At 45.7% G+C, this 23,545-nt stretch carries 20 protein-coding genes, 2 tRNA genes and 2 other annotated features; of the genes, 18 read left to right on the top strand and 4 right to left on the bottom strand.

The genetic code is table 11. The features are described from left to right. Nucleotides 1-71 precede the first annotated feature (71 nt). From dnaN to ACFQ4A_RS13180, 7 genes are all read left to right on the top strand, one after another. Nucleotides 72-1,208: a DNA polymerase III subunit beta gene (gene dnaN / locus ACFQ4A_RS13210; RefSeq protein ID WP_382401389.1), complete on the top strand. Its 1,137-nt coding sequence runs from the start codon at nt 72-74 to the stop codon at nt 1,206-1,208. Between the two features lie 177 nt (nt 1,209-1,385). Further along, complete coding sequence (gene yaaA / locus ACFQ4A_RS13205) at nt 1,386-1,610, top strand: S4 domain-containing protein YaaA (RefSeq protein ID WP_382401387.1); 225 nt, start codon at nt 1,386-1,388, stop codon at nt 1,608-1,610. A gap of 15 nt (nt 1,611-1,625) precedes the next feature. Then, nucleotides 1,626-2,738 carry a DNA replication/repair protein RecF gene (gene recF / locus ACFQ4A_RS13200; RefSeq protein WP_382401385.1) on the top strand — a complete coding sequence of 371 codons (1,113 nt, stop codon included), beginning with the start codon at nt 1,626-1,628 and terminating at the stop codon, nt 2,736-2,738. Nucleotides 2,739-2,753: 15 nt separating this feature from the next. Then, a complete protein-coding gene (gene remB / locus ACFQ4A_RS13195; RefSeq protein WP_382401383.1) occupies nt 2,754-3,032 on the top strand; it encodes an extracellular matrix regulator RemB in 279 nt (92 codons plus the stop codon). Between the two features lie 117 nt (nt 3,033-3,149). After that, complete coding sequence (gene gyrB, locus ACFQ4A_RS13190; RefSeq protein WP_382401381.1) at nt 3,150-5,075, top strand: DNA topoisomerase (ATP-hydrolyzing) subunit B; 1,926 nt, start codon at nt 3,150-3,152, stop codon at nt 5,073-5,075. 83 nt (nt 5,076-5,158) lie between these two features. After that, on the top strand, nt 5,159-7,651 hold the full coding sequence (gene gyrA, locus ACFQ4A_RS13185) for a DNA gyrase subunit A (RefSeq protein WP_382401379.1): 2,493 nt from the start codon (nt 5,159-5,161) through the stop codon (nt 7,649-7,651). 1,098 nt (nt 7,652-8,749) lie between these two features. Further along, on the top strand, nt 8,750-9,700 hold the full coding sequence (locus ACFQ4A_RS13180; RefSeq protein ID WP_382401377.1) for an HD-GYP domain-containing protein: 951 nt from the start codon (nt 8,750-8,752) through the stop codon (nt 9,698-9,700). On the opposite strand, the gene ACFQ4A_RS13175 is transcribed toward ACFQ4A_RS13180, so the two are convergent. Further along, a complete protein-coding gene (locus ACFQ4A_RS13175) occupies nt 9,690-10,652 on the bottom strand; it encodes a YaaC family protein (protein WP_382401375.1) in 963 nt (320 codons plus the stop codon). The genes ACFQ4A_RS13180 and ACFQ4A_RS13175 overlap by 11 nt on opposite strands. A 202-nt stretch (nt 10,653-10,854) precedes the next feature. Here ACFQ4A_RS13175 and guaB point away from each other — a divergent pair, with 202 nt between their 5' ends. The 9 genes from guaB (at nt 10,855) to proC (ending at nt 19,929) form a co-directional block, all read left to right on the top strand. Continuing rightward, the gene (gene guaB / locus ACFQ4A_RS13170; protein WP_382401373.1) at nt 10,855-12,321 is read left to right on the top strand and encodes an IMP dehydrogenase; all 1,467 of its coding nucleotides are present in this window, start codon (nt 10,855-10,857) and stop codon (nt 12,319-12,321) included. Nucleotides 12,322-12,469: 148 nt separating this feature from the next. Then, entirely contained in the window at nt 12,470-13,816 is a 1,347-nt protein-coding gene (locus ACFQ4A_RS13165; protein WP_382401371.1) for a D-alanyl-D-alanine carboxypeptidase family protein, read from the top strand. Nucleotides 13,817-13,894: 78 nt separating this feature from the next. Next, nucleotides 13,895-14,779 (top strand): pyridoxal 5'-phosphate synthase lyase subunit PdxS, encoded by an 885-nt coding sequence (gene pdxS / locus ACFQ4A_RS13160; protein WP_382401368.1) that lies wholly within the window; start codon nt 13,895-13,897, stop codon nt 14,777-14,779. Between the two features lie 15 nt (nt 14,780-14,794). After that, the gene (gene pdxT, locus ACFQ4A_RS13155; protein WP_382401366.1) at nt 14,795-15,388 is read left to right on the top strand and encodes a pyridoxal 5'-phosphate synthase glutaminase subunit PdxT; all 594 of its coding nucleotides are present in this window, start codon (nt 14,795-14,797) and stop codon (nt 15,386-15,388) included. Between the two features lie 28 nt (nt 15,389-15,416). Further along, nucleotides 15,417-15,636 (top strand) — a binding site (T-box leader). Nucleotides 15,637-15,683: 47 nt separating this feature from the next. Then, nucleotides 15,684-16,961 carry a serine--tRNA ligase gene (serS, locus tag ACFQ4A_RS13150; protein WP_382401364.1) on the top strand — a complete coding sequence of 426 codons (1,278 nt, stop codon included), beginning with the start codon at nt 15,684-15,686 and terminating at the stop codon, nt 16,959-16,961. A gap of 114 nt (nt 16,962-17,075) precedes the next feature. Further along, nucleotides 17,076-17,165: transfer RNA gene (locus ACFQ4A_RS13145), tRNA-Ser, on the top strand. A 228-nt stretch (nt 17,166-17,393) separates the two neighbouring features. Beyond that, entirely contained in the window at nt 17,394-17,897 is a 504-nt protein-coding gene (locus tag ACFQ4A_RS13140) for an RNA polymerase sigma factor (protein WP_382401362.1), read from the top strand. After that, complete coding sequence (locus tag ACFQ4A_RS13135) at nt 17,887-18,705, top strand: hypothetical protein (RefSeq protein WP_382401360.1); 819 nt, start codon at nt 17,887-17,889, stop codon at nt 18,703-18,705. Before ACFQ4A_RS13140 ends, ACFQ4A_RS13135 begins: the two co-directional genes overlap by 11 nt. Nucleotides 18,706-18,853: 148 nt before the next feature. Next, nucleotides 18,854-19,069 (top strand) — a binding site (T-box leader). A 44-nt stretch (nt 19,070-19,113) separates the two neighbouring features. Then, on the top strand, nt 19,114-19,929 hold the full coding sequence (gene proC, locus ACFQ4A_RS13130; RefSeq protein ID WP_382401358.1) for a pyrroline-5-carboxylate reductase: 816 nt from the start codon (nt 19,114-19,116) through the stop codon (nt 19,927-19,929). Nucleotides 19,930-19,943: 14 nt separating this feature from the next. On the opposite strand, the gene ACFQ4A_RS13125 is transcribed toward proC, so the two are convergent. From ACFQ4A_RS13125 to ACFQ4A_RS13115, 3 genes are all read right to left on the bottom strand, one after another. After that, nucleotides 19,944-20,282, bottom strand: coding sequence for a hypothetical protein (locus tag ACFQ4A_RS13125; protein WP_382401356.1), 339 nt, complete (start codon nt 20,280-20,282; stop codon nt 19,944-19,946). Nucleotides 20,283-20,544: 262 nt separating this feature from the next. Next, a complete protein-coding gene (locus ACFQ4A_RS13120; protein WP_382401354.1) occupies nt 20,545-21,228 on the bottom strand; it encodes a deoxynucleoside kinase in 684 nt (227 codons plus the stop codon). A 14-nt stretch (nt 21,229-21,242) separates the two neighbouring features. Beyond that, the gene (locus tag ACFQ4A_RS13115; RefSeq protein WP_382401352.1) at nt 21,243-21,890 is read right to left on the bottom strand and encodes a deoxynucleoside kinase; all 648 of its coding nucleotides are present in this window, start codon (nt 21,888-21,890) and stop codon (nt 21,243-21,245) included. A gap of 187 nt (nt 21,891-22,077) precedes the next feature. Between ACFQ4A_RS13115 and ACFQ4A_RS13110 the strand changes: the two genes are divergently transcribed. Both ACFQ4A_RS13110 and ACFQ4A_RS13105 read left to right on the top strand, forming a co-directional pair. Further along, nucleotides 22,078-22,149, top strand: a tRNA-Arg gene (locus ACFQ4A_RS13110). A gap of 90 nt (nt 22,150-22,239) precedes the next feature. Then, nucleotides 22,240-23,472, top strand: a complete 1,233-nt coding sequence (locus tag ACFQ4A_RS13105; protein WP_382401350.1) for a dicarboxylate/amino acid:cation symporter — start codon at nt 22,240-22,242, stop codon at nt 23,470-23,472. Nucleotides 23,473-23,545: the final 73 nt, after the last annotated feature.

The raw sequence follows: 23,545 nt of genomic DNA, 5'->3' as shown, positions 1-23,545 counted from the left end.
CAGGCCTTAGTACTGTTATTACGGTATTTTATAAAAAAATAATAATAATATACCAAAGGAGAATCCATTTCATGAAATTTATTGTCCAGCGCCAACAATTAATATCCAGTGTGCAGGATGTTATGAAAGCTATCTCGCCAAGAACAGCCATTCCCATTCTGACCGGCATGAAAATTGAAGCGAAAGCTGATGGCATCATACTAACCGGAAGTGACTCGGATATCTCAATTGAATCGTTTATTCCGGCTGAAGAAGACGGCATGATCAACGTCGAACAGATTGAAGAAGGCAGTATCGTACTACAATCACGTTATTTCCCGGACATCGTCAGGAAATTGCCAGAAAAAACAGTGACAATCCAAACAGATGAAAACTTGAATGTTACAATTCAGTCAGGAAAGGCGAAATTTAATCTTAATGGGCAGGATGCCAGCGAATACCCGCAATTGCCGAGAGTCCAGACCGATGACAGTTTTGAAATTTCATCAGACTTGCTGAAGAATCTGATTAGACAAACCGGGTTTGCTGTATCCACCATGGAAACAAGACCCATCCTGACAGGTGTCAACATCAAGATCGAAAATGAAACATTAAGTTTTACAGCGACAGACAGCCATCGCCTTGCCGCGAGAAGTATTCCACTGGAAGGGACACGATTAGATTCGTCCAACATTGTGGTTCCCGGAAAAAGTCTTAATGAACTATCGAAAATTCTCGATGACAAAGGTGAAAAAATCGAAATCAGCGTGACCAATAACCAGGTTTTATTCCGGACCAAACATTTACATTTTCTGTCAAGATTGCTGGATGGAAATTATCCGGAAACATCCAGGCTGATACCGGATCAGAGTCAAACCGTACTTCATATCAAAACAAAGGATTTGATCAATACGATTGATCGTGCCTCACTTCTTGCCAAGGAAGAACGGAACAATGTCGTCAAATTAACGACGAAAGAAAACCAGCTGCTGCAGATTACCAGTAATTCACCTGATGTCGGGCAGGCAGCAGAAGAAGTTTCCATTCAGTCCATTGAAGGTGAGGATTTAAAGATTTCGTTCAGCGCGAAGTATATGCTCGATGCGTTGAAGGTAATTGGGAATGAGGATGTTCGAATTGAATTCACCGGAGCAATGCGGCCGTTTATCCTTAAACCGGTCGATGATGATTCGATTTTACAATTGATTTTGCCGGTCAGAACGTATTAAGAAGAAATCGGCGGTTCAGCCGATTTCTTTCTGCTTTCCATATCTTCAAGACCGGCCATTTCCCGCCTTATTTCAATAAATTAAACCTCCAGCCTTTCCTTAACACGAAATCTTTAGTAAAATAGATAGGAAGTACAAAGAACGTTAGGTCAATCAATGAAAAGTCTGGTGATCAACATGCAGAAACCTGAAAAAATAACGATTCAAACGGATTATATTCCACTGGGTCAATTTATCAAACTGCTGAATATATTTGATTCCGGTGGTATGATCAAGGCATTTTTGCAGGATGTGGGCGTGCTTGTGAACGGCGAAACAGAACATCGCAGGGGGCGGAAGCTTTATCCGGATGATGTTATCGAAATAGACGATATGGGTGTTTACATGGTCACAAAAGACTAGCCATGGGGAATTTGCATGAATATTGAACAATTACAATTAAAAAACTACCGGAACTATGAAAAGCTGGCCATATCCTTTCATGATAAAATTAATATCATCATTGGTGAAAATGCTCAGGGGAAAACGAATCTGATGGAGGCCATCTATGTCCTTGCCTTTTCCAAATCCCACCGTACACCGCGGGAAAAAGAACTTATCCAATGGGAGTGCGACTATGCTAAAATAGAGGGTAGGATAACGAAGCGAAAACAGTCATTCCCCCTGGAAATTATGTTGTCGACAAAAGGAAAAAAGGCAAAATTGAACCGGATCGAACAAAAAAAACTGAGTGATTATATCGGTGCTTTGAATGTGGTCATGTTTGCTCCTGAACACCTGTCGCTTGTTAAGGGAGCACCGCAAACAAGACGCCGTTTTATCGATATGGAACTTGGTCAGATTCAGCCGACTTATATTTACCATCTTGGTCAGTACCAGAAAATCCTGAAACAGCGCAATCATCTGCTGAAACAACTGCAGCGGCGGGAAATACAGGATAAAACGATGCTTCATGTATTAACAGAACAAATGATTGAGCATGCAGCCATTCTGTTGGAACGCCGGTTTGTTTTCCTTGATTTGTTGCGGCAATGGGCCGGTCCGATCCATGCAGGCATCAGTCACGGCACTGAAAAACTGGGAATCCGTTACGCGCCGACGATTGAGGTATCAGAATCAACGGACAAGGATAAACTGGTGGATATATATACCCATACATTCTTTGAGCTGCAGGAAAAGGAAATCGACCGTGGCACCACCTTAATCGGACCACACCGCGATGATATCCATTTCCATGTCAACGCTAAAAATGTCCAGACTTACGGTTCACAGGGACAGCAGCGGACAACTGCTCTATCCGTGAAACTGGCTGAAATTGAGCTGATCTGCAATGAAGTCGGCGAATATCCGGTATTGCTTCTTGATGATGTGTTAAGTGAACTGGATGATCACAGACAATCCCATTTATTAAATACGATCCGTGGAAAAGTGCAAACATTTGTCTCCACAACCAATATCGACGGGATTGATCAACAAACACTGCATGAAGCACAATTATTCCGGGTGGATCAAGGCACGGTTGAAACATGACGCTGGGGGGATACGATGTTTATTCATATTGGCAATGATAATGTCATTCAGTCAAAGGATGTCATTTCGATTATTGATTACAGTGTCGTGACATCATCAGGCATTATGGAAAAAATGGTGGAGCAGGCCGCTGAACAGCAAAAAGTTTACGGCCCGACTGACGAAGCAAAATCAGTCGTGGTAACGAGCGACACCATCTATTACAGCTCGTTGTCTGTTTCCACACTGAAAAAACGCGCCAGTATGATTTCGACGATCAGCAAACTAGATGACTTTTCCGATGAAATCGAGTAACGAATCGTTCTCAAACCATATTGTTTACAAGTATACGAAAACTCATCGCTCGTTATGCATTAAAATTGAACATGACGGAGCGACATGTGAGTTTTTCCAGGAAACGTAGGTGAAAAGATGTCAGCAGAACAAAATATGTCACATGAACAAGCATATGGTGCCGATCAGATCCAAGTGCTGGAAGGACTTGAAGCTGTTCGGAAAAGACCCGGCATGTATATCGGGACAACTGGTGAAAAAGGGTTGCACCATCTCGTGTGGGAAATCGTCGATAATAGTATAGATGAGGCGCTGGCGGGATACTGTGATAAAATCCAGGTGATCATTGAAAAGGATAATAGCCTGACCGTGATCGACAACGGCCGCGGTGTTCCGGTTGATATTCAGAAAAAAACCGGCAAGCCGGCACTTGAAGTGATAATGACCGTGCTTCATGCGGGCGGTAAATTCAGCAATGACAGTTATAAGGTTTCCGGCGGGCTACATGGTGTCGGGGCCTCCGTCGTCAATGCGTTATCCAGCCATCTGGACGTTTATGTTCATCGTGACGGAAACATTTACTACCTCGGGTTTGAAAAAGGTGTGCCACAAGGACCAATCGAAACGGTCGGTGAAACGGCTATAACCGGTACGAAAATACAATTTAAACCGGACCCGGAGATTTTTACAGAATCGACGGAATTTGATTTTGCCATACTTGAGCAGCGTGTGCGTGAATTAGCCTTTTTAAATAAAGGCATTACCATCTCCATTGAGGACAAGCGGACTAATGAAGAGCCGGTTGCGTATTGCTATGAGGGCGGCATCAGTTCATACGTTGAATATATCAACCGTAACCGGGAAGAGCTGCATGAACCGTTTTATGCTGAAAGTGAAGACGAACAAATTACGGTTGAAGTTGCCATTCAATACAATGACGGGTTTGCCAGCAATATTTATTCCTTTGCCAATAACATTCACACATATGAAGGCGGCACCCATGAATCAGGCTTTAAATCCGGCCTTACACGGGTGATTAATGATTACGCACGGAAGAATAATATGTTTAATGAAAATGACCCGAACTTAAGTGGTGATGATGTCCGGGAAGGCATGACAGCGATCATTTCCATTAAGCATCCAAACCCGCAGTTCGAGGGGCAGACGAAGACAAAGCTTGGCAACAGTGAAGTGAAACGCGTAACGGACTCAGCATTCAGTGAAACATTTTCCAAATTCATGTTTGAAAATCCGGACGTGGCCAAAATCGTGGTGGAAAAGGGCCTGATGGCATCTCGTGCACGGATTGCGGCGAAAAAGGCGCGTGAACTGACACGCCGGAAAAGCGCCCTTGAAGTATCTAATCTGCCGGGTAAATTGGCTGATTGCTCATCACAGGATGCCAGCATCAGTGAACTGTATATCGTTGAGGGTGACTCTGCCGGTGGTTCGGCTAAACAGGGACGTGACCGGCATTTTCAGGCGATCCTGCCATTGCGCGGCAAAATCTTAAACGTGGAAAAAGCACGTCTCGATAAAATATTATCCAATAAAGAAGTCCGGGCCATGATTACAGCATTGGGAACCGGGATTGGCGAAGAATTTGATATAACCAAAGCCCGTTATAATAAAATTGTTATTATGACCGATGCTGACGTCGACGGCGCGCATATCCGAACATTATTGTTAACCTTTTTCTATCGTTATATGCGTCCATTAATTGAACATGGCTATGTTTATATTGCACAACCGCCATTATATAAAGTTCAGCAGGGCAAAGCTGCCCATTATGCCTACAATGAGGAGGAAATGGAACGCATTTTGGATGAATTGCCGAAAACACCAAAGCCGGGTCTGCAACGTTACAAAGGGCTTGGTGAAATGAATGCCTCACAGCTTTGGGAGACAACCATGGATCCGGAAACACGGACATTGCTTCAGGTTGAGTTATCTGATGCCATGGATGCTGACCATATTTTTGATATGCTGATGGGTGATAAAGTGGAACCACGCCGCAACTTCATCGAAGAAAATGCTCAATATGTCCAGAATTTGGATATTTGACGAACGATAGGAATGGTCTTGTTTAAATGTGCTGGGCTAAGCGGATGCCAGCGCCTTTGATCTAGGAATTTGGAGGTATTGGAATGGCAGATGAACAACGTCCAAACGTTCAGGAAATTAATCTCAGCCAGGAAATGCGCACGTCTTTTCTCGATTATGCCATGAGTGTCATCGTATCACGGGCATTGCCAGATGTGCGGGATGGCATGAAGCCCGTCCATCGCAGGATTTTATATGCCATGAACGACCTTGGCATGCATGCAGATAAGGCGTATAAAAAATCTGCCCGTATCGTTGGTGAAGTCATCGGTAAGTATCACCCGCATGGGGACTCGGCGGTCTACGAATCCATGGTGCGAATGGCACAGGATTTCAGTTACCGTTACATGCTTGTTGACGGTCACGGTAATTTCGGCTCGGTCGACGGTGACTCTGCAGCAGCTATGCGGTATACGGAAGCCCGCATGTCAAAAATCTCCATGGAACTGTTGCGTGATATCAATAAAGATACCATTGACTATGCGGATAACTATGATGGAACAGAGCGAGAACCGGTTGTGTTTCCAGCCCGTTTTCCAAATTTGCTTGTCAATGGTGCAGCCGGGATTGCCGTTGGTATGGCAACGAATATTCCACCTCATAACCTTGGTGAAACGATTGATGCGGTATTAGCTGTCAGCAAGGATCCGGAGATCACCATTCATGAGTTAATAGAACACTATATTCATGGGCCTGATTTTCCAACAGCTGGTGAAATCCTTGGCCGAAGTGGCATACGAAAAGCCTATGAGACCGGTAAAGGTTCGGTAACCATTCGGGCAAAGGTTCATATTGATGAACACTCGAATGGCAAATCATCCATCATTGCGACTGAATTGCCATATCAAGTTAATAAAGCCAAGCTGGTTGAAAAAATTGCCGAGCTTGTCCGTGATAAACGCGTTGACGGCATTACCGACCTGCGTGATGAATCAGACCGCGATGGGATGCGCGTCGTGATTGAATTACGTCGTGACGCTAATCCGAATATTGTATTAAATAATCTGTATAAATATACTGCTCTGCAAACAACGTTCGGCATCAACATGCTGGCATTGGTTAATGGGCGTCCGCAAGTTTTAACGATTAAGCAATGCCTGGAATATTATCTGGAACACCAAAGAGAAATCGTCAAACGGCGTACAGCTTTTGAACTGCGAAAGGCTGAAGCACGTGCGCACATTCTGGAAGGTTTGCGTGTAGCCCTGGATCATCTGGATGAGGTCATTTCTCTAATCCGTCATTCGAAAACAACCGATATCGCGCGTGACGGACTGATGGAAAATTACGATTTGAGTGAGAAGCAAGCACAGGCCATTCTGGATATGCGTCTGCAGCGTCTGACAGGCCTGGAACGGGAAAAAATCGTGAATGAATATAATGACCTTCTCAAACAGATTGATGAATTAAAAGCAATTTTGGCAGATGACGAGAAGGTTCTTGAGATTATTCGGGAAGAACTGACGGAAATAAAGGACAAATTTGATGACCAGCGCCGTACCGAAATCGTCACCGGTGGTGCAGACTTTATTGAAGATGAAGATTTGATTCCTGAGGAAAATGTCGTCATCACACTGACACACCAGGGCTATATTAAGCGGCTCCCTGCTTCCACGTACCGGACGCAGAAGCGTGGCGGCCGTGGTATCCAGGGGATGGGAACCAATGAGAATGACTTTGTTGAACATTTAGTCTCCACTTCCACACATGATACGGTGCTGTTCTTTACGAATAAAGGGAAAGTATACCGAGCCAAGGGTTATGAGGTTCCGGAGTTCAGCCGTACTGCCAAAGGTATCCCAATCATTAATTTACTGCAGATTGAAAAAGATGAATGGGTTAATGCAGCTATTTCCGTTTCGGAATACAGTGATGACTACTATCTGTTCTTCACAACGAGACACGGTTTAGCTAAGCGCACAAACCTGTCACAGTTTGCCAACATACGCAAAGGCGGCCTGATTGCAGTCGGCTTGCGTGATGGTGATGAATTGATTTCGGTCAGGTTAACGGACGGAGCGAAGGATATCATGATCGGAACCAAAAACGGCTATCTGATTCGCTTTCCGGAAGACCAGGTTCGCCCTATGGGACGGAATGCTGCCGGGGTACGCGGTATTTCTCTAAGGAATGATGATGACGTCATCTCCATGGAGATCCTTGATAAAGGCTGGCAGGTTTTGCATGTGACCAATAAAGGGATGGGCAAACGAACACCGGAAGAACAGTACCGTGTTACGAATCGCGGCGGTAAAGGGATTTTCACGTGTAAACTGGCTGATGACAATGAAGTCGTCGCCGTAAAAGCCGTTACAGGTGAAGAAGACATGATGCTCATTACGGCTGCCGGTGTGCTAATCCGTATTCCGGTTGAGGGGATTTCCCGAATTGGCCGGAATGCACAAGGTGTTCGTCTGATCCGCCTTCAGGATGATGAAGAAGTGGCCACAGTTGCCAAAGTGGAAAAAGAGGATGCGGAAGATATTGAGGAAACGGAAACAGAAGCAGCAGAGAGTCAGGAAGAAGACAACGAATGATAATCAGCTAACAGACTGAAAGCCCTAGAGGTGACCCGAACAGCACGATCACAGTCAATAAGTGCTGATTACCGGGTCACTTTTTTGAAAAATAAAGAAGTATAAAATTTAGGATGACATTTTCAATAACGAAATCGGCTAACGCATCGATTTCTTTTAACCAATAACAACAACCAATACGAAAAGAAGCCTTATAATTTAGATTCTTTTCGTAAATTTCGTTACTCTTAAATTTTCGGAGTTGATATAAATTGCAACACAGACTCAGGAAGTCCAATTGGTAGCATTTAGTAAGGCTCTCTGACGACGCAGCTGGAATATACTCGCTTTCCGTGGGCTCACCACGAGCCTCCTCGCTCGCAAAAACCACTCGCTGTGGGGTCTCTTAGGCTCGCTGTTCCACAGGAGTCTCGCATATTCCAGCTGCTGGTTTCAATGGTTTAAAGTCTTTCTTTTATCCGTCATAAAATATTTTGGTTTCTCAGAGAGCAATACCCAGCGGAGGAAATACACGGAGACTACATGGAGGACTGCGGGACTAAAGGCATCGGTGAGAACCAGCAGTGCGTCAGCAATCTTTTCTGCGAGGAGCGTCTGCCTCACCGAAATTGCTACTAACGTGACGAGCACAAAGCAAAACTTCACCGAGTGCGCTTCAACCTGCGAGGAGCGTCTGCCTCACTGAAATTGCTACTAACGTGACGAGCACAAAGCAAAACTTCACCGAGTACGCTTCAACCTGCGAGGAGCGTCTGCCTCACCGAAATTGCTACTAACGTGACGAGCACCAAGTGTTTTTCCTTCGCTAGTTTTGGATTTACGGCAATAATAGTAAATCGCATCACGCAACTTAACTAGTCCGGGTGAGCGGAGGGCGGTGACTCCTGCGGGAACAGCACGTGCCCGAAGACCCCGGAAGAAGCGTTCTTTGCTTCTGAGGAGGCTGAGGCCGTGCCCGCGGAAAGCATCCGCCCGCAGCGATCCTGGACGGCGGGAATGACACGTACTTATAGAAAACAATCCAGCAACAGTTACGTCGTAGTTTATGGATTTTGTGTCAAATTAGATAACAGCCATAATTTAAAGGGGGGGAATGTGATGCGTGTTGAACCTTCACAGCTGGCACCGGGATGTGTGCTGTTAAAGGATGTCAAAGGAAAAACGACGAAACCAATCATCCCGGAAAAAACAGTTTTAACTGAGGAACACATTACGGTATTACATAAATTTTTAGTGGCGACTGTTGATGTCTCAGCAACATTGGCGGATGGTAGGCCTTTTAACCCTGAAGCAGCAAATGAAGCTAAGCGCACGGCATCCACAGAATGGATTGCATCACGCTCATTTGCCAAGCAATACCAGGATGCTGTCGATGATTATAAAAAACTATTTAAGAACTGGCAGCATTATGCCATGGTTGATATCGCTGACGTACGTCAGGTGCTTATCCCATTGTTTGAATCCATCGACCATGTTGGGCTGGCGGTCTATACATTGGATCAATACGCTACCAGCACAGACTATGTCTATCACCACAGCGTGTCTGTCGGGATCCTGGCGGCTTTTTTGGCCAAACAATTGGGGTATGAGAAAGGTGAATGGCTGCAAGTCGGATTGGCCGGAGCGCTGAGTGATTGTGGGATGGCTCGAGTGGATGAAACGCTCATGACAAAAGATAAGCCACTGAACCGTTCGGAACTTGACGATATCAGGAAACACCCGGTTTATTCGTACCGGATGATCGAAAAAGCTGCTGCACTGACACAAGTCGTCAAACTGGCCGTGCTCCAGCATCATGAACGCCTGGATGGTTCCGGCTATCCGCTGGGACTCGAGAAAGATAACATTCATCGCTATTCCCGTATCATCGCTGTATGTGATATGTATCATGCTATGACGTGTGAGCGGTTTTATCAGAAAAAACAGTCACCTTTCGCGGCAATTAAAAAACTGCAGCACGATCATTTTACGAAACTTGATCATCATATTGTCCAAGTTTTTATCGACGGTTTTGTTCATTTATCATCCGATGCCAGTGCTAATAGCTGACATGTTTTTGCATTAGTAGCTCACCAATCATAAGGGGCACTTTTTCCGATGTCGTTTTTAAAAATGTTTTAATAAAGGGAAAATCCTGTTCCGGTTTGGCTGCCAGCAAATCCCCCCACCATTCCGGTTCATAGCGGCAAAGCATGCTCAAATTGTAGAGAAGCAAGTAATGTACCATGATCTCAGAAACTGGTAAATAATCTTCTCGGCGGACCGGAAAGTAAAGAGCCCCGCGCTCCCTGTCCGTAAAAAACGGACTGTTTTCTTCTGGCTGGAAAGGTTGAGCCAATTCGACCTGAATCATCGAAGCACCTGTTTCGATATGACGAATCCGCGGCAAATATGGTTTGATTCGCTTGATAAAAGCATTGCCCGTCAGATGATAGCTGTCCAATAGCGACGCCGGGAAATTGAATAAAGCAGTTCCCGGCTCGCCGACGGCTATCATCCGTTCGTTGTTGTGAAACCCGAATAACGCGGTCATTTCCGGAATTAAGCTTAACAGGCGCTCCATTTTGATTTTGGAAAAAGGTGATTCTTTAATGGCGAATAGATGCTCCGAAAAATAAGGATACAGTCCGTTATGCTGAATCTTCATCTCATCATCCATAAACGTGTAATCCCTTTTCTTGCGCTTCCGGGTTGAGACGCCGTGTGCGAGTATTGCGGTTGACTCAGGATAATGAGGTCTGCTGGTTAATAAAGCGGCTTTCAGCAAATGGACCATCCCATAAAAAAACAGCACTGGCTGCAGCAATGTCTCCAACTTTTGGCCATTCTCAAAAAACCGTATACCATGATCGAGATACTGCATGAATGCATGGCTGTTTTCAAAACTTTTAACAGCTGCGTCCATGTCGCTCATCTGCTGGTAACAGCCGTATAAATAATGCTGTGCTGTTTGCTGTGATTGGAGGTAGGTATAAAAGTCCGTCAGTTGCTTTGTTTCCATAAAATCCCTCTCATTACCGTACCGAATTGTTTGAATTGCATTTCTTTTATCATATCCGTCTAAGGATATTGAAAAAAACAGCCAGTTCGCGTATTGTATATACCAATAGAATCGTGGATAAACGCCATCTATCACATAGTTTCACCAAGTGGGAAGATAATAATCATATTATATTAACAACATGGTCAGGAGGAGGATAAACATGCGTGATGACAAGTTTGCTAAAGAGGGATTGACATTTGATGATGTATTATTGATGCCTGCCAAGTCGGAAGTCCTGCCAAATGATGTGGACACCAGCACACGTCTGTCTGAGACAATCAAACTGAATACGCCACTGATCAGTGCCGGTATGGATACGGTGACGGAAGCTGATATGGCGATCGCCATGGCCCGGCAAGGCGGATTGGGCATCATTCATAAAAATATGTCGATTGAAGATCAGGCTGAACAGGTCGATCGGGTGAAACGGTCCGAAAGTGGCGTCATTACAAACCCATTTTTCCTGACACCGGAACATCAGGTTTTTGATGCCGAGCACCTTATGGGCAAATTCCGCATTTCCGGCGTACCGATTGTCAACAACAGTGAAGAGCAAAAACTGACTGGTATTTTAACGAACCGTGACTTGCGTTTCATTCAGGATTATGCTACGTCGATTAAAGACGTCATGACGCATGACAACCTGGTGACTGCTCCTGTCGGGACAACCCTGGAAGAAGCTGAGCATTTACTACAGGCACACCGGATTGAGAAACTCCCGTTGATCGATGAACAACGCACACTGAAAGGGTTAATCACCATCAAAGATATTGAAAAGGTCATTGAGTTCCCGAAAGCTGCAAAAGATTCCCAGGGCAGGTTACTCACCGGAGCAGCTGTCGGTGTGACGAGCGATGCCATGACCCGGATTGATAAACTGATTGAGGCCGGTGTTGATGCCATCGTCATTGATACAGCCCATGGCCATTCAGCAGGTGTTTTGCAGAAAGTCCAAGCAGTGCGCGACGCTTATCCTGAACTCACGATTATTGCCGGGAATGTGGCGACAGCAGAAGCGACGGAAGATTTAATTAAAGCAGGGGCATCGGTTGTTAAAGTCGGCATCGGTCCCGGATCCATTTGTACGACAAGGGTTGTGGCAGGCATCGGTGTTCCCCAAATAACCGCTGTTCATGATTGTGCTGTTGCTGCCTCCCGGTATGGCGTCCCGGTGATTGCTGATGGTGGGATCAAGTATTCCGGTGATATTGTTAAGGCACTGGCGGCTGGTGCGCATGTCGTGATGCTGGGCAGTATGTTTGCCGGTGTCGCGGAAAGCCCAGGCGAGACAGAGATTTTCCAAGGCAGGCAATATAAAGTCTATCGTGGCATGGGATCAGTCGGTGCGATGCAAGCAGGCTCCAAGGACCGCTATTTTCAGGATGCGGAAGATGCCAAAAAGTTGGTGCCGGAGGGGATTGAAGGAAGAACCGCTTATAAAGGGCCACTTGCTGATACCGTTCATCAGCTGATCGGCGGTTTGCGTGCCGGCATGGGTTATTGCGGCACCGGTTCAATTGATGCATTACGCGAAGAGGCCCGGTTTATCAAGATTTCCAATGCCGGATTGCGGGAAAGCCATCCACACGATGTGCAAATTACAAAAGAAGCACCAAACTATTCGTAGGACAAACTTCCTTGCAAAACTAGGGAATATTGACCATTCAATAGATAGGGCCCTTCCCTATCTATTTTTTCTCTATTTTTTATGGTAAAATATCAGAGGTATGACACTAGATGAAAAATGACGTTAACATAAAATGGAGGTAGAGAACGTGACACACAACGTGACGAAATGGTTGTCATTATTGCTTGCCACAATGGTGATGGTGACAACGATAACGGTACAGCCGTTATCAGTACAGGCAGCAGACCCGGTCGATATCGAGGGCGAATCCGCGATATTGGTTGATTATGAGACAGGAAAGATTCTTTATGCCAAAAACCCCGATATGGCACTACCTCCAGCGAGTATGACCAAAATCATGACCGAATATCTCGTCCATGAGGCGATCGAAGAAGGTCAAATCAGCTGGGATACGACAACAGAGATCAGTGACTATGCGTATAGCATATCGGCCGACGCATCCTCTTCAGGTGTCGGACTGAAGCAGGATGAAGATTATACGGTTAAGCAATTGTACGATGCGATGGCGATCAATTCGGACAACGCGACAACCATCGCTTTGGCTGAGCTGGTTGCCGGTTCTGAAGGCGAATTTGTCAAGATGATGAACGATAAAGCTGAGGAAATGGGCATGACGGATACGGAATTTGTCAACTCCACAGGGCTTGCCAATGCCTCACTTGGGGAAAACGTACCCGAGGGAACTGATCCGGATGCCAATAATCTGATGTCAGCCCGTTCTTCGGCGCTGCTAGCATACCATTTAATCAACGATTACCCGGGTGCACTTGATGTCACCGAGATTCCTTCAGCTGAATTTGAGGGTGAGCCAATCACGAACTGGAATTGGATGCTCGACCATGACGAAGAAGAAGCCAGTTCATTACAGCAATTCTATTACGAAGGTGTTGACGGTTTAAAAACCGGCCATACAGACCTTGCCAAATATTGTTTCACTGGTACGGCTGAACGTGACAATAACCGTTTGATATCAGTCGTGATGAAAACCGAAAGTATGGAAGCACGTTTCGAGGAAACAGCCAAACTGCTGGACTATGGATTTGATGAATTTGAAACACAGGAAATCTTCCCGGCCGGATACCAGCTGGAAGATGAAGCCACTATCCCGGTATCCAAAGGGAAAGAGGATACGGTCGCCGTTGCCACGAAGGAAGCATTCAGTACGCCGGTTAAAGGAGACCAGGCTGATAGCTACAGCATAACCTATCAGTTGGATGAGGAAAAATTGAATGGAGACGGGGAGCTTGCGGCGCCAATTGAAAAAGGTGAAAAGGTCGGGACAGCTGAAATTGTTTACGATGGTGACGGTGATTATGGATTTATTACCCCGAATGGTGGAAACGGGTCAATCGATCTGGTAGCACAAGATACTGTTGAAAAAAATAATTGGTTCATGCTGACACTTGGTGCCATTGGCAGCTTCTTCGGCAATCTTTTCAATACAGTTGTTGACACAGTGAAAGGCTGGTTTTAAATCAGCAGTACCGAAAACATCTATCGGTCTGCAAGATATAAAATAGTTTTATCCAACAATTATATGGGGGGAAACGATATGACAAACACAGGAACCGATCGGGTCAAACGCGGGATGGCCGAAATGCAAAAAGGCGGCGTCATCATGGACGTGGTCAACGCAGAACAGGCGAAAATAGCAGAAGAAGCAGGTGCAGTCGCCGTTATGGCACTGGAACGTGTCCCTTCTGACATTCGTGCAGCAGGCGGCGTGGCGCGCATGGCCGGCCCGGAAATTACCGAGGAAGTAATGAATGCTGTCTCAATCCCGGTTATGGCCAAAGCCCGGATTGGTCATATTGTCGAAGCACGCGTTCTGGAAGCAATGGGTGTTGACTATATTGACGAAAGTGAAGTGCTGACACCGGCGGATGATTTGTATCATTTGAAGAAATCGGATTATACGGTGCCATTTGTATGCGGCTGCCGTAATTTGGGTGAAGCGGCGCGTCGCATTGGGGAAGGGGCATCCATGCTGCGCACAAAAGGTGAGCCTGGTACCGGCAATATCGTAGAAGCGGTGCGTCACATGCGCCAGGTGCAATCGGAAATCCGAAAACTGTCGTCAATGTCAGATGATGAAGTGATGACGTATGCCAAAGAAATCGGTGCACCTTATGAACTGCTTTTAGACGTTAAATCAGAAGGTCGTCTGCCGGTTGTCAACTTTGCGGCCGGTGGTGTGGCGACACCAGCTGATGCAGCTCTGATGATGGAACTGGGAGCGGATGGTGTGTTTGTCGGTTCCGGTATTTTCAAATCCAACCACCCGGAAAAATACGCCAAAGCGATTGTGGAGGCAACAACCCATTATACCGATTACAAATTGATCGGTGAGTTGTCCAAAGATCTTGGGACGGCCATGAAGGGAATCGAAATGGGGACTTTGGAAGCTCATGACCGGATGCAAGACCGCAGCGAATAGAAAGAAGGTTTTGGTATGAGTGTTATCGGTGTACTGGCATTGCAGGGAGCGGTACGGGAACACATCCGCTCGATTGAAGCAACGGGTGCGACGGCCGTTGAAATTAAACGGAAAGAACAGCTGGATGAGATCGATGGTCTGATTTTGCCGGGCGGTGAAAGCACGACAATGCGTAGACTGATTGACAGCTATTGTTTTTTTGATGCTATCAGGGAATTTGGCGGACAGGGAAAACCCATTTTCGGAACGTGCGCCGGCCTGATTTTAATGGCCAGTCACATTGAGGGGCGGACGGGCGGCCATCTTGGTCTGATGCATATGACAGTGGCTCGGAATGCATTCGGCCGTCAGGTGGCAAGCTTTGAAGCAAATCTTAACGTCAAGCACATTGGTGACGATGTGAATGCTGTCTTTATACGTGCACCGTATATTGTGACGGCAGATTCTGATGTGGACGTGCTGACAACGTATGACAACCGGATTGTGGCCGCAAAACAGGGGCATTACCTTTGTACCGCATTTCATCCTGAATTGACGGATGACAATCGTTTGATTGCATATTTTGCCGGTATGGTGGAACAATCAGAACAGGCACTTGCATCGTCATGAAAAGTCGGCTATGATAGAGCAAAATGACTGAACAGTTATGAAAGGAACCAGTAGCATGATGGCTTTGTCACAGAGAGTCGGTGACCGCTGAAAACCGATGAAAGCTTCATGTGAATCCATCCTTGAACTGGTTTGCTGAAAACGACAGTAGGCAGACCCGGTTAAACCCGTTATCGTGTCCAGAGCCGGAAGCGTATACGGCGCTTCAACAAGGGTGGCAACGCGGGAAATACACTCTCGTCCCTGTTTTATGGGGACGGGAGTTTTTTATATTTTTGTTGAAGGAGGAATAACGATGCTGGATATGAAGTTTTTACGGAATAACTTTCAGAAAGTGAAAGAAAAGTTAGCTCACCGCGGGGAGGATCTATCTGAACTGGAGCGGTTCGAGGAACTTGATGAACGACGCAGAACGCTCATTTCGGAAGCAGAAACACTGAAAGCCAAACGCAACGAAACATCAAAACAGATTTCTGCCCTGAAAAAAGAAAAGAAAGATGCGGAACCGGCCATTAAGGAAATGCGGGAAGTCGGGGACAACATTAAGCAACTTGACGGGGAATTGAAAGAAATTGAAGAAACATTGGAGACGATTATGCTGTCCATTCCAAACATTCCGCATGAGAGTGTACCGATTGGTGATGATGAAGATGACAATGTGGAGGCACGTCAATGGGGCAATTTACCGGAATTTAATTTTGAGGAAAAACCGCATTGGGATATCGCAGCCAATTTGGACATTCTCGACTTTGAGCGGGCAGCCAAAGTGACCGGCAGTCGTTTTGTGTTTTACAAAGGGCTCGGAACACGGCTGGAACGGGCACTGATTAATTTTATGATGGATCTGCATGCGGATGAACATGGCTACACGGAAATGATGCCGCCACAGATTGTTAATCGCGGAAGCCTGACCGGAACAGGGCAGCTGCCTAAATTCAGTGAAGATGTGTTTAAGCTGGAAGCGTTGGACTATTTTCTGATACCGACAGCCGAAGTGCCGGTCACGAATTTTCACCGGGATGAGATTTTGACCAGTGATAAGCTACCGAAGACATATGCGGCCTACAGCGCCAATTTTCGCTCTGAAGCTGGATCTGCCGGGCGTGATACCCGCGGGCTGATCCGTCAACACCAATTCAATAAGGTTGAGCTTGTGCACTTCACCAAGCCAGAAAATTCATATGACACGCTGGAAACATTGACGGGTCATGCTGAGACGGTATTGCAGCGGCTGAACCTGCCGTATCGGGTTATGAATATGTGTACGGGTGATCTTGGATTCACAGCTGCCAAAAAGTACGATATCGAAGTATGGATCCCGAGCCAGGAAACGTACCGTGAAATTTCGTCATGCTCCAACTTTGAGGACTTTCAAGCGAGACGTGCGGGAATCCGTTTCCGTCGTGAAGCAAACGGCAAACCAGAGTTCATCCACACATTGAATGGATCAGGCCTTGCTGTCGGTCGCACGCTCGCTGCTATTTTGGAGAATTATCAGCAGGAAGACGGCTCTGTCGTGATTCCGGAAGCACTTCGGCCATATATGGGCGGTAAAGACGTTATCAAGGCATAAGTAAAATGACTAGGAGAGAGGATGTACGTCCTTTTTCCTAATATTTTTCCAAAAAACATAAAAAGAATTGACACCAGGGATGATACATGTTAAATTAAATCTTGTCGTCAATATGGAGGTATACCCAAGTCTGGTTGAAGGGATCGGTCTTGAAAACCGACAGGCGGGTCAAACCGCGCGGGGGTTCGAATCCCTCTACCTCCTTCATTAATCTAAATCGCATAAAATTTGGAGATACCACCGAACCGCTACAATGAGCATTGTAGCGGTTCTGTATGTTTATATGGATATGGAAATACGAAGCACATCCAAACAGCAATGGATGTGTTTTTATATGGCCCATTTTTCCCGAATCATGTAATATATGATGCAAATTATCGTCTAATAATCAGAAGCTATCATGAAGAAAACCTGTCAAAGGAGGCGGCGGGCTTGAATGAGGAATTGATCACGGACTGGTTTGATGCCTACAGTGATGATATCTATCGATTTCTTGCCTATTACATGTCCACACCCGATGTGGAAGATTTAGTGCAGGAAGTCTTTATAAAAGCGATTAACCGCTATGATTCGTTTAAAGGTGACTCGAGCCCCAAAACATGGCTCATATCAATCGCCCGAAACTTGGCCATTGATGAGGCCCGGAAAAAGAAACGGCAGGACTGGCGTCGATTGATCAAAACGTATGACGATCAAACCGATGTGTCACCGGAGGAAAAACAACTAGCCAATGAAACAAAACAGCAATTGCATCAGGCGATTGCCAAGCTGAAACAGGATTATCGGGATGTTGTGATTTTGCGGGGAATTGAAGAATTATCGGTCGCCGAAACAGCCGGTATTTTAAAATGGCCTGATACGAAAGTGCGCGTCACCTTTCACCGGGCATTGAAGGCTTTAAAGGGCAAAATAGAGGAGGGCTATCATGAATCGTAATGAAGACGAATTGCAAAAGGAGTTAACGTCATTGAAACCATCTGTTTCGTTAGACCCTCAGAAAAAAGAATCAATGAAAACGGCGATCCGAAAGCATGCGGCCCAAAAGCGCCGGCGGACAACATTCAAGCGATCAGCCATCTGGTTATCGACTGCAGCAGCGTTGCTGATCTCTGGTGTAGTCGTCATGACTATAATCAACAATCATCAATCAGTTTCGCCGACTGAGGAGCATGATACATTTGAATACAGCGAAAGTACAAATGAAAAAGCACAGAAACCCGCTGAAAACACAGACGATACAGCGGAAACTCTTGAGGATTCCCAGATACCGGAAGAATTATCGGTGACGGAACAGGGTACTGAAACTCGAAACCTTATGATTGAAGGCATGGCGGAAGAGGTAATGGTTACCAACTACACACTTGAACCATATGGGATTCAGTATCAAATTGAAGAGATTCTGGGTAACTATACCGTGGATGATCAGGTTGTCAGACACTACAGCGATGCCGATAATGCCTGGGTTACACTTGAAGTTATGGAAGATGCCAATCTTGATAACGCCGTTTCCAATATACAATCCGAATATAGCGGTGATTTCAACTATACGGAAGATCCAGCTGACACATCACAGGATGAGAACCCATACCAAGGAATTCGGCAACATTTTTCCGACCCGCCGCAAGGGTATTACGCCTATCAAATCGGGGAAAATGTATTGGTCATTCAATATGAATATGTGATTGAAGCAGGGGATGGTATGGCACCACGACTGCAGGCTTTACGGGAATCGATTGATCAGTAAAAATCAGCCTTTTCAATCTGAAAAATAAGGCTTTCACTAAAAACCTGGTGAAGGCCTTGTTTTATACTTGACAATCAACATATTAGCAGGTATAGTACATAAAAATACATCTTAATTAATAAAAAGCTGCATGTCATGAATAATAACTTTGAAAACGAAGAAGAGGTCAGTAGCAAAATGCGCCCGAAAGAGAATGGAATTCACCGGCTGAAAGATTCCATCGGTGCTGGCTTTTGTGAAACCTGCCTTGGAGTTGTCAGACTAGAACCTGACCGCAGTCTCGCTGCGTTATGAAAACAGAGTGGGCATGCCTGGCATGTCAATGAAGGTGGTACCACGGAAACACCCCACGTCCGTCCTTTGGCTGGATGGATCTGGGGTGTTTTTTATTTTTTAGGAGGTATGTAGATGATTGAAAAATTGACTTTTATCGGTGCCGGATCAATGGCGGAATCCATCCTGACCGGCATCGTAAACAGTGAATTTTTACCAAAGGAACGCATTTTTGTCACGAACAAGTCTGATAAGGAACGATTAGCATTTTTGGAAAAGCAATATGAGGTTCAACATACAGACGACAAGCAAAAAACCGTGGACGGTGCCGATGTTATTATCATCGCTGTTAAGCCTTATGATCTGGAGGCTTCGGTGACGTCGATCAGTGATTGCCTGAGTGCGGATCAGCTGCTCATCTCTGTTGTGGCAGGCGTGGCCACCGATACGATTTCCCAATTGCTTGGTAACGAAATGCCGGTGGTCCGGGCGATGCCGAACACGTCATCAGCAGCGGGTCAATCGGCGACTGCTGTTACCCGGGGGAAATTTGCCTCGGAAAAACATTTAAAGACGGCTATGGAGCTGTTTAGTACAATCGGGACAGCAACCGAAGTAGCTGAAGCGGATATGCACGCGGTAACGGCTATTTCCGGAAGCGGTCCGGCCTACGTCTATTATTTAGTCGAGGCGATGGAGACGGCAGCGGTGGAAGCCGGATTAGATTATGACACGGCCCATGATCTAATCACGCAGACGATTGTCGGTGCCGGGGAAATGTTGCGGACATCCGGCTTGAATCCGTCCAAGCTACGTGAAAATATCACCAGTCCCGGTGGCACCACCCAGGCCGGCTTGGAAACATTGAGCGGCCATAATGTCTATGAAGCAGTCATGGCATGTGTACAACAGGCACGCGAACGGTCAATTGAATTAGGGAAAAAACTGTAGAAACAAGCAACTGGTCAGGCACCACGTTCCTTGCTTTCCCGAGCCGATGCTCCGGTGTGGAGAGTAGCAATCATGCCATAGAATGCATAGAAAAATTCATCCGGCGCGACCACCCGGATATGCCCGACATCGGTTGTATCAAAGCCCAGCGTCGATTCCAGCAGTCGATACGTCGAATAGGCATAAAAGCAAAAGTATATATAGTCGAACTTGGGCATCTTGTCATAAATAACGGCAATCTCATCTATGTAATCATCCAAGTTGTGTGTGGCTTCATCAATGAAAGCCTGCAGATCGGACAAATCAGCTTCTACAACAAGATCCCGTTCATTTTCAGTATGAATGGTGGCCATCGTTATGCCTCCTTTCTGATTCAGTGTCAGTCTCAGCTAGCATACCGCAAACGACGAAGATAAGCGGTGATATAAATCACTGAGAGTGTTTTTATAAGTCTTAATAGTGTTGGGGATTCAACTTAAGATGAAAGAATACGTGTTAAGGATGAGGCAGGTTAATGGAAGACGTCTTACCGGTTAATCGATTAAAAAAGGTGCTCCAATAAGAAGGGTGGCCGGCTACATTCGGCACATCATCCTTCGTCGGGGCACCTGTTGCTTATCTGATCAGCTGTCGTGTTTTCCACTTGCGTGATTGCTGGATAAAATGGCCGATTTTTTCCAGAACCGGTTCAATCGATTTTTCCTGTTCCAGCAAGTCATAATCAGAAATATCAATGCGCAGAATCGGGCAGGCATTAAAGTTATTAATCCACGCTTCATAGCGATCAAACAGTTCTTCCCAATACGATGTTGATGTATTTTTTTCCATTTCCCGGCCGCGGTTGTGAATCCGCTCCATAATATTCTCGAAGGACCCTTCCAGATAAATCAGCAAATCAGGATGTGGAAAGTAAGGTGTCATCACCATGGCTTCAAACAGGTTGGTGTATGTCTCATAATCCGTTTTGGACATCGTGCCGTTTTCGTAGTGCATTTTGGCAAAGATGCCGGTATCCTCATAAATCGATCGGTCCTGGATGAATCCTCCGCCATATTCGAAAATTTTCTTTTGCTCCTTAAAACGTTCAGCCAGGAAATAAATTTGCAGATGAAAACTCCATCGTTCAAAGTTATCGTAAAATTTGCCGAGATACGGATTGGTTTCCACTTTTTCAAAAGACGTTTTAAAGTTCAGGGCATTCGCCAACGCTTTGGTCATGGTGGATTTCCCGACGCCAACCGTGCCGGCAACCGTAATGATGCTGTCATGCGGAATCTCGTATTTATGCCGTAAATTCATGTTAATGTTCCCCTTTATCGTTTGGCTATTGCCTGAAGATTGGCCAGATGCTGTCCCACATGATCGATGATGTCGTCAAGATCCTGCTGGTGATTGACAAAATCCACGTCATCCCCATTGATCCGGATAACCGGTATATTCGGATGGCGCCGTTCAAATTCGTTCATGTAGTCTTCATAATCCTGTGCGAGCTGAGCCAGGTAAGACGACTTGATATTATGCTCAATCTCCCTGCCACGCAGGCGGATTCGTTCTAATATCGTATCAAGACTGGCATGCAAGTAAATCATCATATTTGGCAGGGGCATATCATCTGCTAATATATGGTAAATTTGTTTATATTTGTCAAACTTATCGGCTGGCAATGTCCTTCGCGCAAAGATCATGTTTTTGAAAATATGATAATCAGCTATGACGCCTTTATTCTGATTGAGATAGTATTGTTCGATATCTTCCAGTTGTTTATAGCGATTGCAGAGAAAAAACATCTCTGTCTGAAAGCTCCATTCCTCAATGTTATCGTAGAATTTTCCCAGAAACGGGTTTTCTTCGACGATTTCTTTCAACAGATGGCAACCAAAGTGGGCCGATAGTTTCTCTGCCAATGATGTCTTTCCGATGCCGATTGGCCCTTCAATCGCAATAAATGGCACTTCTGCCATAACGTTCCCTCCCGTCCATCGATGTTCAGTCGACAGATGGTATTATTTTAGCATATAAAAAAAAGCAGTTCCATGTAAAAATAAAAGACACTTTTCATTCGGCCGGAAATTTTGTATAATGTTTATTGTGCTTTTTTCCACTTTTTCATACGTCTGTCTTTCCATTGGACACGTCTTACTGACAAGTGCCCCCGTAGCTCAGGGGATAGAGCAACGGCCTCCTAAGCCGTGTGCGCAGGTTCGATTCCTGCCGGGGGCGTGCCTCATATTACAATCGTAATATATCCGTTCTGAATTTATTATCATTAACATAACAACACGAAATCCAGCAAAGAAAGGAACATGCAGCATGAATCTGACGAAAAAAATCCTGATTGCGCTTGTGTTGGGTGTCATCACCGGTATTGGTTTAAGCTTTGCGCCGGGAGATGTCTTCTCTGCTGTTGATCAGTATGCGCTGAATCCAGTTGGCCAGCTGTTTTTAAATCTGATTATGATGCTGGTCGTCCCGATTGTCTTTGTGTCTATCGTATTAGGGGCTGCAGGACTTAGTGACCCTGTACAGCTGGGAAAGATTGGTGTGCAGACGATTGTTTTCTACCTTGTAACGACAGCAGCTGCCTTATCGATCGGCATTGGTGTCGGCTATGTGCTGCAGCCTGGTGCGGGCGGCCATTTTAACATTAGTGGTAAATCATATGATGAACAAGCACCGCCGCCGGTTATGGAAACGCTTATTAACATTATTCCGGAAAATCCGATAGAGGCGATGTCGAGCGGCGATATGCTGCAGATTATCGCGTTTGCCATTTTTATCGGGGTTGCGCTTGCGGTGTTGGGTGATAAAACAAAACGGGTTCATCAGTTATTTGAAGAAGTAAATGAAATATTATTATATCTAGTTAATCTAGTGATGAAAGCTGCTCCATATGGTGCGTTTGCCCTGATTGCCTCAGCACTTGGTGATGCCGGGTTGGATGCACTCGGTTCGATGGCCATGTATATGGTTGCTGTCATATTGGGTCTCTTGCTTCATGGCGCATTGACGTACAGTCTGGCCATTTGGGGAATCGGGAAAGGCAACCCGCTTGCCTTTTATAAAGCATTTTTCCCGGCAATGTCGGTTGGGTTTAGTACCTCCAGTTCCAGTGCTACACTTCCGGTTTCCATGCGGATGGCACAAGAAAAGCTGGGCGTTAAAAAGTCCATCAGCAGTTTTGTGCAGCCGCTCGGTGCGACCATCAATATGGATGGGACAGGTATCATGCAGGCGGTTGCCACGGTGTTTATTTCCCAAGTCTATGCCATTGATCTCGGGTTTACCGATATTGTAATGGTCATCCTGACGGCTACACTGGCAAGTATTGGAACTGCTGGTGTGCCTGGTGTTGGGCTGGTTATGCTGGCCATGGTATTAAACCAGATCGGCCTGCCAACAGAAGGAATTGCTCTGATTATTGGCGTGGACCGCTTATTGGATATGATGCGGACATCCTTGAATATTACAGGTGATGCGGCATGTGCGTATATCATTTCAGAAAGGGAAAAACGCAGCGAAACAACAGGCCCAGGCACAAATTGAAATAATAAAAATCTCCTTATCGTCATTCGAAGCAAGGGGATTTTTTTAAGGTATTTAACGCTAAATACTTTAA

The organism is Lentibacillus salinarum (assembly GCF_042679865.1).
GTDB classification, from domain to species: Bacteria; Bacillota; Bacilli; order Bacillales; family Amphibacillaceae; genus Lentibacillus; species Lentibacillus salinarum.
The sequence above is the reverse complement of the archived record's forward strand: the minus strand, read 5'-3'. Positions and strand labels throughout refer to the sequence as shown.